Origin of the sequence: Saccharothrix sp. CCNWYY140 (assembly GCF_037401995.1) — a bacterium.
In the GTDB taxonomy this organism is placed as follows: domain Bacteria; phylum Actinomycetota; class Actinomycetes; order Mycobacteriales; family Pseudonocardiaceae; genus Actinosynnema.
The window spans coordinates 1-14665 of the sequence record NZ_JBBEGC010000156.1 but is presented as its reverse complement, the minus strand read 5'-3'; the positions used below and the strand labels follow the sequence as shown (position 1 = coordinate 14665).

Annotated in this window: 13 protein-coding genes; 6 read left to right on the top strand and 7 right to left on the bottom strand. The window is 72.2% G+C overall.

What is annotated here, in order from left to right:
• Positions 1–115: 115 nt before the first annotated feature.
• The 3 genes from WBN91_RS35510 to WBN91_RS35500 are packed head-to-tail and all read right to left on the bottom strand — an operon-like array spanning position 116 to position 2724.
• On the bottom strand, positions 116–1189 hold the full coding sequence (locus WBN91_RS35510) for a CU044_5270 family protein (protein WP_337728676.1): 1074 nt from the start codon (positions 1187–1189) through the stop codon (positions 116–118).
• On the bottom strand, positions 1182–1784 hold the full coding sequence (locus tag WBN91_RS35505) for an RNA polymerase sigma factor (RefSeq protein WP_337728677.1): 603 nt from the start codon (positions 1782–1784) through the stop codon (positions 1182–1184). The genes WBN91_RS35510 and WBN91_RS35505 overlap by 8 nt, the downstream gene beginning before the upstream one ends.
• A 55-nt stretch (positions 1785–1839) precedes the next feature.
• A complete protein-coding gene (locus WBN91_RS35500; protein ID WP_337728678.1) occupies positions 1840–2724 on the bottom strand; it encodes a methylenetetrahydrofolate reductase in 885 nt (294 codons plus the stop codon).
• Positions 2725–2829: 105 nt separating this feature from the next.
• On the opposite strand from WBN91_RS35500, the gene WBN91_RS35495 reads away from it, so the two are divergent.
• Both WBN91_RS35495 and crtI read left to right on the top strand, forming a co-directional pair.
• Positions 2830–3900, top strand: coding sequence for a polyprenyl synthetase family protein (locus WBN91_RS35495; protein WP_337728679.1), 1071 nt, complete (start codon positions 2830–2832; stop codon positions 3898–3900).
• Between the two features lies 1 nt (position 3901).
• The gene (gene crtI, locus WBN91_RS35490; RefSeq protein WP_337728680.1) at positions 3902–5395 is read left to right on the top strand and encodes a phytoene desaturase family protein; all 1494 of its coding nucleotides are present in this window, start codon (positions 3902–3904) and stop codon (positions 5393–5395) included.
• On the opposite strand, the gene WBN91_RS35485 is transcribed toward crtI, so the two are convergent.
• Positions 5328–6071 carry an ABC transporter permease gene (locus WBN91_RS35485; RefSeq protein WP_443217856.1) on the bottom strand — a complete coding sequence of 248 codons (744 nt, stop codon included), beginning with the start codon at positions 6069–6071 and terminating at the stop codon, positions 5328–5330. The genes crtI and WBN91_RS35485 overlap by 68 nt on opposite strands.
• The gene (locus WBN91_RS35480; protein WP_337728681.1) at positions 6068–6784 is read right to left on the bottom strand and encodes an ABC transporter ATP-binding protein; all 717 of its coding nucleotides are present in this window, start codon (positions 6782–6784) and stop codon (positions 6068–6070) included. Before WBN91_RS35480 ends, WBN91_RS35485 begins: the two co-directional genes overlap by 4 nt.
• Before the next feature lie 140 nt (positions 6785–6924).
• Here WBN91_RS35480 and mptB point away from each other — a divergent pair, with 140 nt between their 5' ends.
• Both mptB and WBN91_RS35470 read left to right on the top strand, forming a co-directional pair.
• Complete coding sequence (gene mptB, locus WBN91_RS35475; protein WP_337728682.1) at positions 6925–8388, top strand: polyprenol phosphomannose-dependent alpha 1,6 mannosyltransferase MptB; 1464 nt, start codon at positions 6925–6927, stop codon at positions 8386–8388.
• Positions 8385–9302, top strand: coding sequence for a phytoene/squalene synthase family protein (locus WBN91_RS35470; protein WP_337728683.1), 918 nt, complete (start codon positions 8385–8387; stop codon positions 9300–9302). The genes mptB and WBN91_RS35470 overlap by 4 nt, the downstream gene beginning before the upstream one ends.
• An 8-nt stretch (positions 9303–9310) precedes the next feature.
• On the opposite strand, the gene WBN91_RS35465 is transcribed toward WBN91_RS35470, so the two are convergent.
• Positions 9311–9676: an Rv2175c family DNA-binding protein gene (locus WBN91_RS35465; protein WP_337728688.1), complete on the bottom strand. Its 366-nt coding sequence runs from the start codon at positions 9674–9676 to the stop codon at positions 9311–9313.
• Between the two features lie 186 nt (positions 9677–9862).
• Between WBN91_RS35465 and WBN91_RS35460 the strand changes: the two genes are divergently transcribed.
• Positions 9863–11941 carry a Stk1 family PASTA domain-containing Ser/Thr kinase gene (locus WBN91_RS35460; protein ID WP_337728684.1) on the top strand — a complete coding sequence of 693 codons (2079 nt, stop codon included), beginning with the start codon at positions 9863–9865 and terminating at the stop codon, positions 11939–11941.
• Positions 11942–12061: 120 nt separating this feature from the next.
• Here WBN91_RS35460 and WBN91_RS35455 read toward each other — a convergent pair whose 3' ends face one another.
• Positions 12062–13450: a class II 3-deoxy-7-phosphoheptulonate synthase gene (locus WBN91_RS35455; RefSeq protein WP_337728685.1), complete on the bottom strand. Its 1389-nt coding sequence runs from the start codon at positions 13448–13450 to the stop codon at positions 12062–12064.
• Between the two features lie 64 nt (positions 13451–13514).
• Here WBN91_RS35455 and WBN91_RS35450 point away from each other — a divergent pair, with 64 nt between their 5' ends.
• Entirely contained in the window at positions 13515–14534 is a 1020-nt protein-coding gene (locus WBN91_RS35450; protein ID WP_337728686.1) for a DUF2891 domain-containing protein, read from the top strand.
• Positions 14535–14665 lie beyond the last annotated feature (131 nt).

The following is a 14665-nucleotide window of genomic DNA, read 5'->3' as shown; positions in this document are numbered from 1 at the left end:
GGCTGCACCCGGGGAAATCTGTGGTAGCCCTTCGGGCAGGCCATACGGGGATGACGGAAGAAGCCCAAGTGGGAGGTTTGCTGCGCGAGCTACTTCGAAAAGCGCGTGCCCCTGTCTAGGTGCCGGGCGGGGCGTCGACCACCGTGGTCGTGACCGACGAGTAGCTGGTCACGGTGCCCTTCGGGATGCCGGCGAACATCGAGTCCGACACCTTGCGCTCGCCGATCACCTCGCCGGTGGCCGGGTCGAGGATGATCTCTTGCCGTTCCCCGTCCTCGGAGATGCCCAGCGCCACGCCCCGCCTGCCGTCCAGGTCGGCGGCGTCGTCGGTGACGTCCAGGCCCGGGAGGTGGGTGAGCGCGCGCAGGAGGTTCGCGCGGGACTCGGCGGGCATCAGGCCGGTGCGCAGTGCGTCGGCGGCGTAGACGAGGGCTTGCTTGCCGCCTCCGCTGTCGGTGCGGAGCCGTTCGTAGAGCTGCTTGGGGTCTTTCGGGAGGCCGGCTAGGAACTCCGGTCGGGGGAACTGCCAGTTGCCGTGTGCGGGCAGGTTGCTGCTGAACGCGCCGCCCTTGGCTCGCTGCTCCGGCCACGGGGTTTCCTCGATGAGCGCCCCGGCCGCGCGGGCTTCCGCTTCGGTGCCCTTGACCCACTTGCGGTTGCCGGTTTCGTGGCGGCGTTGCAGCCACTCGCCGGTCGGGTCGGCGGGGATCCAGGTCTCGATGACGTTCTCGTTGAGGAAGGAGAAGCTTCGGTCCTCCGCGCCGATGGTCCTGACCCACCAGGCGTGGGTGGCGACGTAGCGGTACTGGCCGGCCGCGACCACCGGGTCGGTTGTCCTCGCGGCGATGTCGGCGGCGCTGGTCAGGGCTTCGCGGGCCTGGGCGGTCGCGCTGTCGGGGGCGAACACCACCGTCTGCGCCACGGCCCCGGCGACCGCGAGCACCACGGCCGCCGCCACCGCGACCAACCGCCTTCGCACCGGCCGCCGAGCGCCGGCGACCCGGACCGGCCGCAGCTCACGCGCGGTCGGGCGCGGCTCGGTTTGCGCCTGGGTGTGCGCCGCTGCCAGCAGGTTCGCCCGTACGCCGGCGAGGCCCCGCTGGTCGGTCTCGATCTCCCGGTACAGCCCGTCGAGCGCCCGGTCCAACTCGTCCTCGGTCCACTCCCGGACCCCGTCCACGTCACGCATCGACGTCCTCCCCACCCGTCACGACCGGACCCTGTGATTGCAACCACCGGCGCACGCGGTGCAGGCGCGAGTGGACGGTTCCCACCGGGATGCCCAGCGCCTGCGCGACCTCGGGAGCGCTGAGCCGGCCCCACGAGGTGAGCAAGAGCACGTCCCGGTCACCGGGTTCGAGCGCGGCGAGGGCGCCGGCCAACTGTCGGACCTGCTGTTGCGCCGTCACCCGTTCGGCCGTGCGGACCTCGGGGGACTCCTGCGCCCGGTCCGACCCGGCCACGCGCGCCCTGGCGTGCCAGCCGCGGACCTCCTGCCGGACGTGCCGGCGCAGCAGGTTGCTCGCGATCCCGTACAGCCACGGGCGCACGCCGGCCCGGTCCGGGTCGTAGGTGTGGCGCTGTTGCAGCGCCACCAGGAAGGTCTCCGAGACCAGGTCGTCCGCGACCTGGGTGCCGACCCGCCGGGCCAGGTAGCCGTGCAGGGACACGGCGTGCTCGTCGAAGAGCCGCCCGAACACCGCCGCCGGGTCCGGCCCCGACAGGTCCGGGGCGTCGTCCGGGGGCGGTGGGCTCGGGCGGGGTACCGCTTCGTCCGCGATCATCACGCTGGTACTTGCCCGCAGCCCGCCGCGCCCTTCACGGGCGCGGCGGAAGTGGTCACGTGCGGGCGGGGACCAGACCGAGCCTCCCGACGACCTCGCGGGTCGCCTTGGAGCGGTTGAAGGTGTAGAAGTGCAGCGCCGGCACGCCCTCGGCCAGCAGGCGCTCGCCCATCTCCGTCACCAGGTCCACGCCCGCCTTGCGGAACGCCACCGGGTCGTCGGACAGGTGTTCCAGACGGGCTGCCACCGAGGCGGGCAGGGGCGCGCCGGACAGTTCGACCGACTTGGCCAGGGTGCGCGGCGTGGTCAACGGCATCAGGCCCGGGACCAGGAGCGTGTCGCAGCCGGTCGCCGCCACGCGGTCGCGCAGGCGCAGGAAGTCCTCCGGGTTCAGGAACAGCTGCGCGATGGCGAAGTCCGCGCCCGCCCGCAGCTTCTGGACCAGGTACTTCGTGTCCGTGTCCAGGTCGGCCGACCGCGGGTGGCCGTACGGGAACGCCGAGACGCCCACGCAGAAGTCGCCCAGCTCCCGGCACAGCCGGACCAGTTCCTCCGCGTAGGTCAGGCCGTCAGGGTGGGGGACCCACTCGCCGTTGACGTCACCGGGCGGGTCGCCGCGCACGGCCAGGATGTTGCGCACGCCCACGGCCGCGTACCAGCCGATGACGTTGCGCAGCTCGGCCACGGAGTGGTCGACGGCGGTGAGGTGGGCCATCGGGACCAGGGTCGTCTCCTGGACCACGCGGGCGGTGGTGCGGACCGTGCGGTCCCGGGTGGAGCCGCCCGCGCCGTAGGTGATGGACACGAACGCGGGGTCCAGCGCCTCCAACTCGCGGATCGCCTTCCACAGCACGCGCTCGTCGTCGTTGTCCCGGGGCGGGAAGAACTCCACGGAGAACACGGGACGGCCCGTGGTGATGCGCTCGACGACCGACGTCATGCGCTCAAGCCTAGAGGTAGGTCCGGTCAGTGGGAGAACCCTTTCACTGAGTGGAACGAGCCCCCCGGTGGGAGCCGCCCCGGCGGGAGAGGTGACGATAGACGGGTGCCGCCCCACCCGTTGGACCTGGACCTGCCCAAGCACGTCGACGCAGCCCTCGCAGGCTACTTGGCCGACCGCAAGACCAAGGGGGCGCGCACCGAGGAGAACTTCGCCGGTGTGGTCGACGCGCTGGCCGACTTCGTGCTCGGCGGCGGCAAGCGGGTCCGGCCCACGTTCGCCTGGTGGGGCTGGCGGGCGGCGGGCGGCGACCCCGACGGCGACCAGGCCGAGGCCGTGCTCACGGCGGTCAGCTCGCTGGAGCTCATCCAGGCGTGCGCGCTGATCCACGACGACCTGATGGACGCCTCCGAGACCCGGCGCGGGATGCCGACCGTGCACGTCCGGTTCGCGCAGAAGCACCGCGAACAGGGCTGGCTGGGCGAGCCGGAGCGGTTCGGCCTGGCGGCCTCGGTGCTCATCGGCGACATCGCGCTGGCGTGGGCGGACGACATGCTCTTCGCCGCCGGCCTGCCCACCGACGCCCTCCAGCGGCTGAGCATCCCGTGGCGGGACATGCGCACCGAGATGCTCGCCGGCCAGTACCTCGACGTGCTCACCCAGGCCCGCGGCGACGCCTCCCCCGACGCGGCGCTGCGCATCGACCGGCTCAAGACCGCCGCCTACACCGTCGAACGCCCCCTGCACATGGGTGCGGCGATCGGCGGCGGCAGCGCCGAGCTGGTGGACGGCCTGCGCAGCTTCGGCACCGACATCGGCGTGGCCTTCCAGCTGCGGGACGACCTGCTCGGCGTGTTCGGCGACCCCGCGGTCACCGGCAAGCCCGCCGGGGACGACCTGCGCGAGGGCAAGCGGACGCTGCTGGTCGCCCTGGGCATGGAGTTCGGCGCGGACGTGCTGCACGACGCCCTGGGCCGGCCCGACCTGGACGTGGCGACCGTGGACGTCGTGCGCGCCAGGCTGGTCGAGGTGGGCGCGGTGGACGCCGTGGAGGAGCGGATCGCCGAGCTGACCGAGTCGGCCCTCACCGCCCTGGACCGCGCGCCGATCGTCGAACCGGCCGCCCGCGAGCGGCTCGCCCAGCTCGCCGTCAGCGCCACGAAACGGACCTCGTGACATGAGGACGGTCACCGGCCGCACCGACCACGTCGTCGTGGTGGGCGCGGGTCTGGCCGGTCTGTCGGCCGCGCTGCACCTGCTGGGCGCGGGCCGGCGGGTCACCGTCGTCGAGCGGGACGCCGTGCCGGGCGGCCGGGCGGGTCGGCTGGACCTCGGCGGTTTCCGCTTCGACACCGGCCCGACCGTGCTGACCATGCCGGAACTGGTCGAGGAGGCCCTGGGCGCGGTCGGCGAGTCCTTGTCGGACCGGCTCGACCTGCATCCCCTGGACCCCGCATATCGGGCGCGCTTCGCCGACGGCTCCGTGCTGGACGTGCACGCCGACGCCGAGGCGATGGAGGCCGAGGTGCGCCGGTTCGCCGGTCCGGAGCAGGCGAAGGGCTACCGGGCGCTGCGGGCGTGGCTGACCGAGCTGTACCGGGTCGAGCGGGACACCTTCATCGGCGCGAACTTCGACTCCCCGCTGGACCTGCTCACCCCGCGCCTGGCCAAGCTCGCCGCGCTGCGCGGGTTCGCCCGGCTCGGCCCCTCGGTGGCCCGGTTCCTGACCGACGAACGCCTCCAGCGCGTGTTCTCGTTCCAGTCGCTTTATGCCGGCGTGCCACCGCGCAAGGCGCTCGGCGCGTACGGCGTCATCGCGTACATGGACACCATCGCGGGCGTCTACTACCCGCGCGGCGGGATGCGTGCCCTCCCGGACGCGCTGGCGGCTGCCGCCCAGGACGCCGGCGCGGACCTGCGCTACCGCACCAAGGTCGCCTGGCTGGAACGCATCGGCCGCCGCGTCACCGCCGTGCGCACCACACAGGGCGAACGCATCCCGTGCGACGCCGTGGTGCTCACGCCGGACCTGCCGATGTCGTACCGCCTGCTGGGCCACCGCCCCCGCCGCCCGCTGCCGATCACGTGGGCGCCCTCCGCCGTGGTCCTGCACGCGGGTGTGGACCGGACGTGGCCGGAGCTGGCGCACCACACCCTGTTCTTCGGCCGGGCCTGGGACCGCACGTTCGACGAGCTGACCCGCCGGGGCAGCCTCATGACCGACCCGTCCCTGCTGGTCACCGCGCCACCCGGCGGGGGCATGTTCGTCCTGGCCCCCGCGCCGAACCTGCGGCTGGGCCCGATCGACTGGGACCGCGTCGGCCCCGCCTACCGCGACGAGCTCGTGCAGACCCTGGAGAAGCGGGGCCTGACCGGGTTCGGCGACTCGATCGAGGTCGAGCGGCTGGTCACCCCGCACGACTGGGCCGCGCTGGGCCTGGCCGCCGGCACCCCGTTCTCCGCCGCGCACACGTTCGCCCAGACCGGCCCGTTCCGCCCGCGCAACCTCGTGCTGGACAACGCGGTGCTGGCCGGCTGCGGCACGACACCGGGCGTGGGCGTGCCGCCGGTGCTGATCTCCGGGAAGCTGGCCGCCCAGCGGATCACGGGGTCCGTCGGCGCAGGGTCGCGGCGCCGAGCAGCAAGGCCGCGAGCGCGCAGCCCGCAATGACCAGCAGGTTGCGCACCAGCGTGCCGTCCACCTCGGACGACCGGGTGACCTGGGTCAGCGCGTCCACCGCGTAGGACAGCGGCAGCACGTCGGAGATCCAGTTCAGCACGGTCGCCATCTGGTCGCGCGGCACGAACAGCCCGCACAGCAGCACCTGCGGCATCACGATCGCGGGCATGAACTGCACCGCCTGGAACTCCGTGCGGGCGAACGCGCTGGCGAACAGGCCCAACGCCATGCCCAGCAACGCGTCCAGCACCGCGATGAGCACCAGCAGCGCCACCGAGCCCTCGATGTCCAGACCCAGCCACGTCAGCGCGACCGTCGCCGCCACCGCCACCTGCACGACCGCCACCAGCCCGAACGCCAGCGCGTAGCCCAGCAGCAGGTCCAGCTTGCCGATCGGCATGGTCATCAGCCGTTCGAGGGTGGCGGTGAGCCGCTCCCGCAGCGTGGTGATCGACGTGACGATGAACATGATCGCGAACGGGAAGACGCCCAGCAGCGCCGGCGCGGCCCGGCTGAACGCCTGCTCGGAGTCGAACACGTACCGCAGCAGCACCAGCAGCACGGACGGCATGAGCACCATCAGCGCCACGGTCCGGTGGTCGTGCCGCAGCTGGGTCAGGATGCGGCGGGTGGTCGCCAGGGTGTTCACGCCGCTCAGGGTGGTCATGCCGTCCCCCTCACCAGTGCCAGGAACGCCTGCTCCAGGTCCGGCGTGCCGGTCCGGTCGCGCAGCGCCTGCGGGGTGTCGTCGGCCAGCAGCTCGCCGTCGCGCATGAGCAGCAGCCGGTCGCACCGCGCGGCCTCGTCCATCACGTGGCTGGACACCAGCAACGCCGCGCCCCGGTCGGCCAGGTCGTGGAACAGGTTCCACAGCTCCTCGCGCAGCACCGGATCCAGGCCCACGGTCGGCTCGTCGAGCACGACCAGGTCCGGCCTGCCCAGCAACGCCACGGCGAGGCTCGCCCGACCGCGCTCACCACCCGACAGCGTGGTGACCAACTGGTCGGCCTGGCCCTTGAGCCCGACCTCGTCCACCACGCGGTCCACATCGGACCCGGGAGCCTTCAGCACGGACGCGAAGTAGCGCAGGTTCTCCCGCACGGTCAGGTCCGCGTACACCGACGGGCTCTGGGTGGAGTACCCGATCCGGTCACGCAGCACGGGACTGCCCGCCGGGTGCCCCAACACGGTCACGGACCCGCCGGCCACGACCTGAACACCCACGATCGCCCGCAGCAAAGTGGTCTTCCCGCACCCGCTCGGCCCCAGCAATCCCGTGACAGAACCCCGGGACACGTCGAAGCTCACCCCGCGGACGACATCCCGCCCGCCACGCACGACCCGCAGACCGTCGACGCTGACGGCCACCGAATTGGCCATGCGTTGAATTGTCGCTCCGCACCGGGGGACTTGGAAAGCACCACTTACCCCATCTGGTCAATCGGCCTTATGCGACGATGTTGCACGCGATGGCCGCGACCCCGTCCCTTCCCCGATCGAGCGCCGCACCTGTCGAGCCGGTGCGGTCCGGTGCTACCCAGGCGCCGGATCCCGGTGGCATACCCGTCAGGACGATCCTGCTCGGCGTCGCCGGCGTCATGCTGGTCGCGCTGGGCGGCACGGGCGCGGGCGCGATCCTCAAGCGCGACCCCCTGCTCACCGACACCTCGCTGAGCTGGATCCGCTACGGCCACGGGCACGACCTGGCCACCGCCCTGCTCTACCTCGGGCTGGGCCTGGTCATCTGGGCGTGGGTGCGGCTGGGCCGCATGGTCCGCAACCGGCACGTCGGCAGCCAGGCCGTGCTCACCGCCGTCGTCGCCTGGACCCTGCCGCTGCTGTTCGCGCCTCCGTTGTTCAGCAAGGACATCTACAGCTACCTCGCGCAGGGCCAGATCGCCCTCAACGGCCTCGACCCCTACCGGGTCGGCCCGGCGGTCCTCCAGAGCCCGTTGTCGGACAACGTGAGCTGGGTGTGGCAGAACACACCCGCGCCCTACGGGCCGTTGTTCCTCATGCTCGCGATGGGGGTCGTGGGGGTCACCAACGCGTCCGTCATCGGCGGCGTGGTCCTCATGCGCCTGGTGCTCGCTGTGGGCCTGGCCATGCTCGTGTGGGCGCTCCCGGGCCTGGCCCGGCACCTCGGCGGCAAGCCCGCGGTCGCCCTGTGGGTGGCCGCCGCGAACCCGCTGATGCTGGTCCACCTCATCGGCGGCGCGCACAACGACCTGCTGATGGTCGGCATGCTCGCGGCGGGCTGCCTGTTCGTCCTGGAGCGCAAGCACGTCCTGGGCATCGCCGTGGTGACCCTGGCGTTCGCCGTGAAGGCCACCGCCGTGGTCGCGCTGCCGTTCCTGGTGCTGGTGTGGGCGAGGCGGCTGGACGGCACCCGCACGGCCCAGCTGGGCAAGGCCATCGCGGGCGGCCTGGTCACCTTCACCGCCGTCTTCACCACCACCACCCTGGTCTCCGGCCTGGACCTGGGCTGGATCCCGGCGCTGAGCTCGTCCTCCACCATCGTCAACTGGCTGTCGCTGCCCAGCGCGGTCGGCGACTTCGTGCACACCGTGGTCAGCGCGTTCGTCCGGGTCGAGCCGGGTTGGTTCATGACCATCGCGCGCGGCCTGGGGTCGCTGCTGCTGCTCTACATCGCGTGGCGGCAGTGGCGGGTGGCCGAGGACGGCGGCCCGGAGGCCGTGCGCCGCGCCGCCATCACCATGCTCGCCGTGGCCCTGCTGTCCCCGGCCACGCTGCCCTGGTACTTCAGCTGGGCGCTGGTGCTGGGCGCGGGCCTGGCGTGGAGCACCAAGAACCTCCAGAAGGTGACGTTCTTCTCCGTCTTCCTGCTGCTGGTGACCTTCCCCAACGGGGACACGGCGCTGTACTCGTGGGGCTACCTGCTGCTGACCGTGGCGGTGTCCGCGCTGGCGTCCGTGACCCTGGTCAAGCCCGACCCGTTGAAGCTGTCCAGCAGGTACGCGTGAGCGACCTGCCCGCCGCGTACGCCCGCTGCCGAGCCCTCAACGCCCGTCACGGCCGCACGTTCTTCCTGGCCACGCGCCTGCTGCCGCGCCGGGACCGCCCCGCCGTGCACGCCCTGTACGGCTTCGCCCGGTGGGCCGACGAGATCGTGGACGACGGGCGGCACGCCGACCCGGCCGCCGACCTCGACGCCCTCGAACGCGGGCTGGAGGACGAGCTGGCGGGCCGCCGGACCGGGCACCCGGTCCTGACCGCGCTGGCCGACACCGTCCGCCGCTACCGCATCGACCACGGCCTGTTCCGCGCCTTCCTGGCGTCCATGCGGATGGACCTGCACACCACCGAGTACGCGTCCTTCGCCGAGCTGGACAAGTACGTGCACGGTTCGGCGGAGGTCATCGGCCTCCAGCTGCTCCCGGTCTTCGGCACGGTGGCCCCGCAGGCCCACGCCGAACCGGCCGCCGCCGCGCTGGGCCGCGCCTTCCAGCTGACCAACTTCCTGCGCGACATCGGCGAGGACCTCGACCGGGGCCGCGTCTACCTGCCCCAGGACGTCCTGCACGCGTACGGCGTGGACCGGGAGCTGCTGGCCTCGTCGCGCCGCACCGGCCGTGCCGACCAGCGCGTCCGGCGCGCCGTCCAGCACGTCATGGCTGTGACGCTGGCCACGTACCGGGAGGCCGAGGGCGGCATCGAGCTGCTCCAGCCCGCCGCACGACCGTGCGTGCGCACCGCGCTGGTCCTCTACCGGGCCATCCTCGACGAGATCGCCGCCGCCGACTACGCCGTGCTCGACAAGCGGGTGGTCGTGCCGAACACCACACGGGCCGCCGTGGCGCTACCCGGTCTGCTCAAGGCCGTGACCGCACGAGCCGTGTCCGGGCGGCTCGCGTGGAACCGCCCGGACAGCCACTAAGGGGAACTTCAGAAGCCCATCGCCTGGGCGCGGCGCTTGACCTCGCGCCCGCGGTCGCCGCGCAACGCCTCGATGGGCGTGCCCGGCAACGTCTCGTCTTCGGTGAACAGCCAGCGCAGGATCTCATCGGTGGAGAAACCGGAATCGCGCAGCACCGTGATGGTGCCGGGCAGCCCCTTCACCACGCCTCCGGCGGCGAGGAATGCGGCGGGGACGACGAGGGCACCGTTGCGGCGCTCGGCGAGCAACTGGCCGTCGCGCAGCAACTGGTGGACACGGTTGATCGGCAAGCCGAGGCGCTCGGCGACCTGCGGGAGGTCGAGCACCTCCAGGTCGGGAGCCAGCACATCCGCAGCGGCAGGAATCGCACTCACGTGCGCCACGATGCCACAACGCGCGGAGCAACGCCCTGCGCCAACCGGGTGGTGGCGGTACACCCGCGGGTCGCCCGCCGGACACCCCCTGTTTCATGGGACTTTGACACGGATCCCACACGCGGGTCGGGATGCTCGACAGCGCACGGCACGGGTCGGTTCCACCCCACCGTACGATCCTCGGCTGTGGAGAGGTCGGCGACGAACGTGATCGGCGGGCTGCTGGAGCAGCGCTACCGAGTGGGCGCCCTGGTGGCACGCGGAGGTATGTCCACCGTGTACCGGGGTGTCGACACGCGCCTGGAACGACCGGTGGCCATCAAGGTCATGGACCCCCAGTTCTCCTCCGACCCGCAGTTCGTGGCGCGGTTCGAGCGCGAGGCGCGGGCGGCGGCCGGGCTGCACCACCCCGGGGTGGTGGCGGTGCACGACCAGGGCGTGGACGAGGACCGCGTGTACCTGGTGATGGAGCTGGTCGAGGGCGGCACCCTGCGCGACCTGCTCAACGAGCGCGGCACGCTGGACGTGCCCCTCGCCCTGACCGTGCTGGAGAAGGTCCTCTCCCCCCTGGCCGCCGCGCACCGCGCGGACCTGGTCCACCGCGACGTGAAGCCGGAGAACGTCCTCATCGGGCGCGGCGGTGTCGTGAAGGTGGCGGACTTCGGCCTGGTCAGAGCCGTGTCGGCGCCCGGCGTCACCACCGACAACACCACCATCATGGGCACCGTCGCCTACCTGTCACCCGAACAGGTGACCACCGGCGCGGCCGACGCCCGCAGCGACGTCTACGCGGCCGGCGTGCTGCTGTACGAGATGCTGACCGGCACTCCCCCGTTCGTGGGCGAGAACGCCATCTCGGTGGCCTACCAGCACGTCAACGAGGAGGTTCCGGCGCTGCGGGACGTCCCGGCCGAGGTGGCCGAGCTGGTCCGCCGGGCCACCCGCAAGGAGCCGTTCCTGAGGCCCGCCGACGCGGAGTCCTTCCTGTCCGAGGTCGAGACCGCGCGGGCCGTCCTGGGCATCCCGCAGGTGGACGTCCCGACGGTGGCCCCCGCAGCCGTCGCGGCCGAGGCCACCGCCATCGCACCGCACCCGTCCGCGGAACCGGCGACGGTCCGCGTCCAGCCGGTCGGCGTGGGCGCTGTGGGCGTGGGCGCGGTCGCCTACGCGGAGCCCACGGTCCCCGTCCGCCGCCCGGACACCGGCGGCCCCCAGGGCACCCGCGCGATGCCCCGAGCCCTGCTCGGCGACCCCGCCACGGGCACACCGGCGGGCGGCACGCCCCTCGGTCCTCCGACGCCCCCCGGCACGCCCAAACCGCGCCCCAAGCGCCCCCCGCGCAAGAAGACGCCCGAGCAGCTCCAGGCCGAGATGCGGGCGCGCAGCAAGAAGCAACTCATCACCTGGCTGAGCGTCGTGGTCGTGGCGGCGGTCCTGATCGGCCTGACGACGTGGTGGCTTTCCATCGGCAAGGTCGCCTCCGTGCCGAACGTGGTCGGCCAGGAGCAGGAGGTGGCCACCGCGATCATCGAGGACGCCTCCCTCAAGACCGCCGTCAGCACGGAGAACAGCAACACCGTGCCCAACGGCCAGGTGCTGCGCACCGAACCCGCCGCCGGCACCGAACTGACCCGCGGCGACCTGGTGAAGGTCATCGTGTCGCGCGGCAAGCCCGTCGTGCCCCAGGTGACCGCGGGCTCCGAGCCCGCGGCGGCCGAGCGGGAGATCGCGTCCGCCGGCCTGAAGTCCCAGCTCAACCCGGCCGAGGACGCGTTCAGCGACCGGGTGCCCAAGGGCAAGGTGGTCACCCTCAAGCCCGCGCCCGGCACCCCGGTGGACATCGGCACGACGGTCACGGTCGTGCTGAGCAAGGGCGTGGAGCCCAAGCCGGTCCCGAACGTGAAGGGCAAGACCAAGGACGAGGCCTTCGCCGAGCTGTCGGCAGCCGGTTTCGAGCCCGTCGAGGGGCCGCAGGAGCCCTCCGGCGAGGTGGAGGGCGGCCGGGTGGTCCGCACCAACCCCGCCGCCGGCACCACCCTGACCAGCGACAAGAGGGTCACCGTGATCATCGCGGAGGACCGGGGCGTGCTGGTGCCCAACGTCGAGGGCAAGTCGGTCAAGGACGCCAAGGAAGAGCTGCAAAAGGCCGGGTTGCAGGTCGAGGTGCAGTTCAACAACCGCGATCGCGCGAGGGTCGTGAACCAGTCCATCCGCGGTGGCGAGCGAGTGCCCAAGGGCACCAAGATCGTCCTGATCGCTGTGTGAAATTGCCGCGACTCCGTCGCGGCGGCTCGGCCGCCTGAAAGTCGGCTCATCGCGCGGCCTCGCGAAACGCGAAACGCCCCGGCGGTTCCCCGCCGGGGCGTTTTCCGTCTGCTCAGGAGATCAGCTGCGGAGCATCTCGGCCACGAGGAACGCCAGCTCCAGCGACTGCTGGGTGTTCAACCGCGGGTCGCACGCCGTCTCGTACCGGCCCGCCAGGTCCGTGTCCGAGATCTCCTGCGCGCCGCCCAGGCACTCGGTGACGTCCTCGCCGGTCAGCTCGATGTGGATGCCGCCCGGGTGGGTGCCCAGCCGCCGGTGCACCTCGAAGAAGCCCTGCACCTCGTCCACGATCCGGTCGAAGTGCCGCGTCTTGTAGCCGGTCGACGACTCGTGCGTGTTGCCGTGCATCGGGTCGCACTGCCAGATGACCTGGTGGCCGCTGGCCGTGACCTTCTCCACGATGGCCGGCAGCACGTCCCGCACCTTGCCGTTGCCCATCCGGCTGATCAGCGTGAGCCTGCCGGGCTGGTTGTACGGGTCCAGCCGCTCGACGTACTCGACCGCCATCTCCGGCGAGGTCGACGGGCCGATCTTCAGGCCGATCGGGTTGGCCAGCAGCTCGGCGAAAGCGATGTGCGCGCCGTCCAGCTGCCGGGTCCGCTCGCCGATCCACAGGAAGTGCGAGGACAGGTCGTACAGCTTGGGCTGGTCGCCGGTGGCGTCCAGGCGCAGCAGAGCCCGCTCGTAGTCCAGCAGCAGGGCCTCGTGCGAGGCGAAGATCTCGGTGGTGTGCAGCGAGGAGTCGTCCACCCCGCACGCCGACATGAACCGCAGGCCCCGGTCGATCTCGGCGGCCAGCGCCTCGTACCGCTCGCCCGCGGGCGAGGTGCGCACGAAGTCCTTGTTCCACTCGTGCAGCCGGTGCAGGTCGGCCATGCCGGCGCTGGTCATCGCGCGCAGCAGGTTCATCGCCGCGCCCGCGTTGGCGTAGGCGCGGATCATCCGCGACGGGTCGGGGATGCGCGCCTCGGGGGTGGTGACCAGCGAGTTCACGATGTCGCCGCGGTAGGACGGCAGGCCCAGCGCGTCGATGTTGGACGAGCGGGGCTTGGCGTACTGGCCCGCGATGCGGCCGATCTTCACGACCGGCAGGCTCGCGCCGTAGGTGAGGACGACGGCCATCTGGAGCAGGGTCCGGACGTTAGCGCGGATGTGCGGCTCGGTGTTGTCCGCGAACGTCTCCGCGCAGTCGCCGCCCTGCAACAGAAAGGCCTCGCCGCGCGCGACGCCCGCGAGGTGCTCGCGGAGGCGGTCGATCTCGGCCGGCACGGTGATCGGCGGCACGCTCTCCAGCACGGCGCGCACCCGACGCACCTGCTCGGCGTCCGGCCACTCGGGCTGCTGCGCCGCGGGGCGGCCCAGGGCGTCGTCCAGTCGCGTGCGAAGCTCGGGCGGAAGCGGCGGCAGCTCGGGAAGCGTGTCCACGGGCACGTCCACAGTCCAGTTCACGTGTTAAGGGTAGGCGGTCCACACTGAGAGACGGGGGCGGGTGGGCGTCGGCATGATGAGCGTCATGCCCGTCACCCCTGCGGACGACCACCTGCTGGACGACGCCACGGCGAACCGCCTCCTGACCACCGCCACCGCCAACGTCCTGCGCGACCATCCGGTGCACTGGATGCACGTCGTGTCCTCGGACGCCGAACTGGTGCCGCAGCGGGTGCTGCACCCGGTCTTCGCGGGCTCGTTCGACTGGCACTCGTGCGTGCACCAGACGTGGCTAGTGGTCCGCCTGCTGCGCCTGCGCCCCACCCTGGCCGAGGCCGACGAGGCACGACGGGCGCTGGACAGCCTCATCACCCCGGCAGGCGTCCAGACCGAGGCCGACTTCTTCGCCGGCCCGATGGGCGCGTTCTGGGAGCGCCCCTACGGGTGGGCCTGGCTGCTAGCCCTGGACGCGGAGCTGCGGACCTGGGATGCGGCCCCGTGGGACCTGCACCCACTGTCCGAGGTCGTCCGCTCGCGCTACCTCGACTGGGTGTCACGCGCCCGACTGCCCATCCGAGCGGGCACACACGCCAACACCGCGTTCGCGACCGGCTTGGTCCTGGACGCCGCCCGCGCCGTAGGCGATGAGGAACTGGCCGACGCTTGCGTCGAGGCCGCCCTGCGCTGGCACCGCGAGGACCGCGACTACGGCGGCTTCGAACCGGACGCGGCAGACTTCCTGTCCCCCGCACTGACCGAGGCGGACCTGGTACGGCGGGTCCTGCCGGACTTCCCGACGTGGTTCGGGTCATTCCTGCCCAACCTGGACGAGGCCCGCTGGAAGGTGTTGCGCGAGCCGGTACCCGTGGACGACCCAAGCGACCCCTACGGCTCACACCTGGTGGGCTTGGCACTGTCCCGTGCCTGGTGCTGGCGCTCGATCGCCGACGCCCTGCCCACCGGCCACCGGTACCGAGACCTGGCTTTCACGGCCGCCGACGATCACCGGGAGGCAGGCCTGCGGTACGTGTTCGGCCACGGGTACTACGCCGAACACTGGCTAGGCACCTTCGCGACGTACCTGGCCCTCGGCGCTTTCTCCTAAACAAGCCGCCACCCCACACCACACGCAGCGCCGCCCTTCGCGCGCAGCGCGGGTTCTTCGGCGAAGCCGGCGAGTGGGCAGTCCGCCGAGGAGGACACAGCGCAACTTGGGCTTCTTGCTTGTGTCATCCC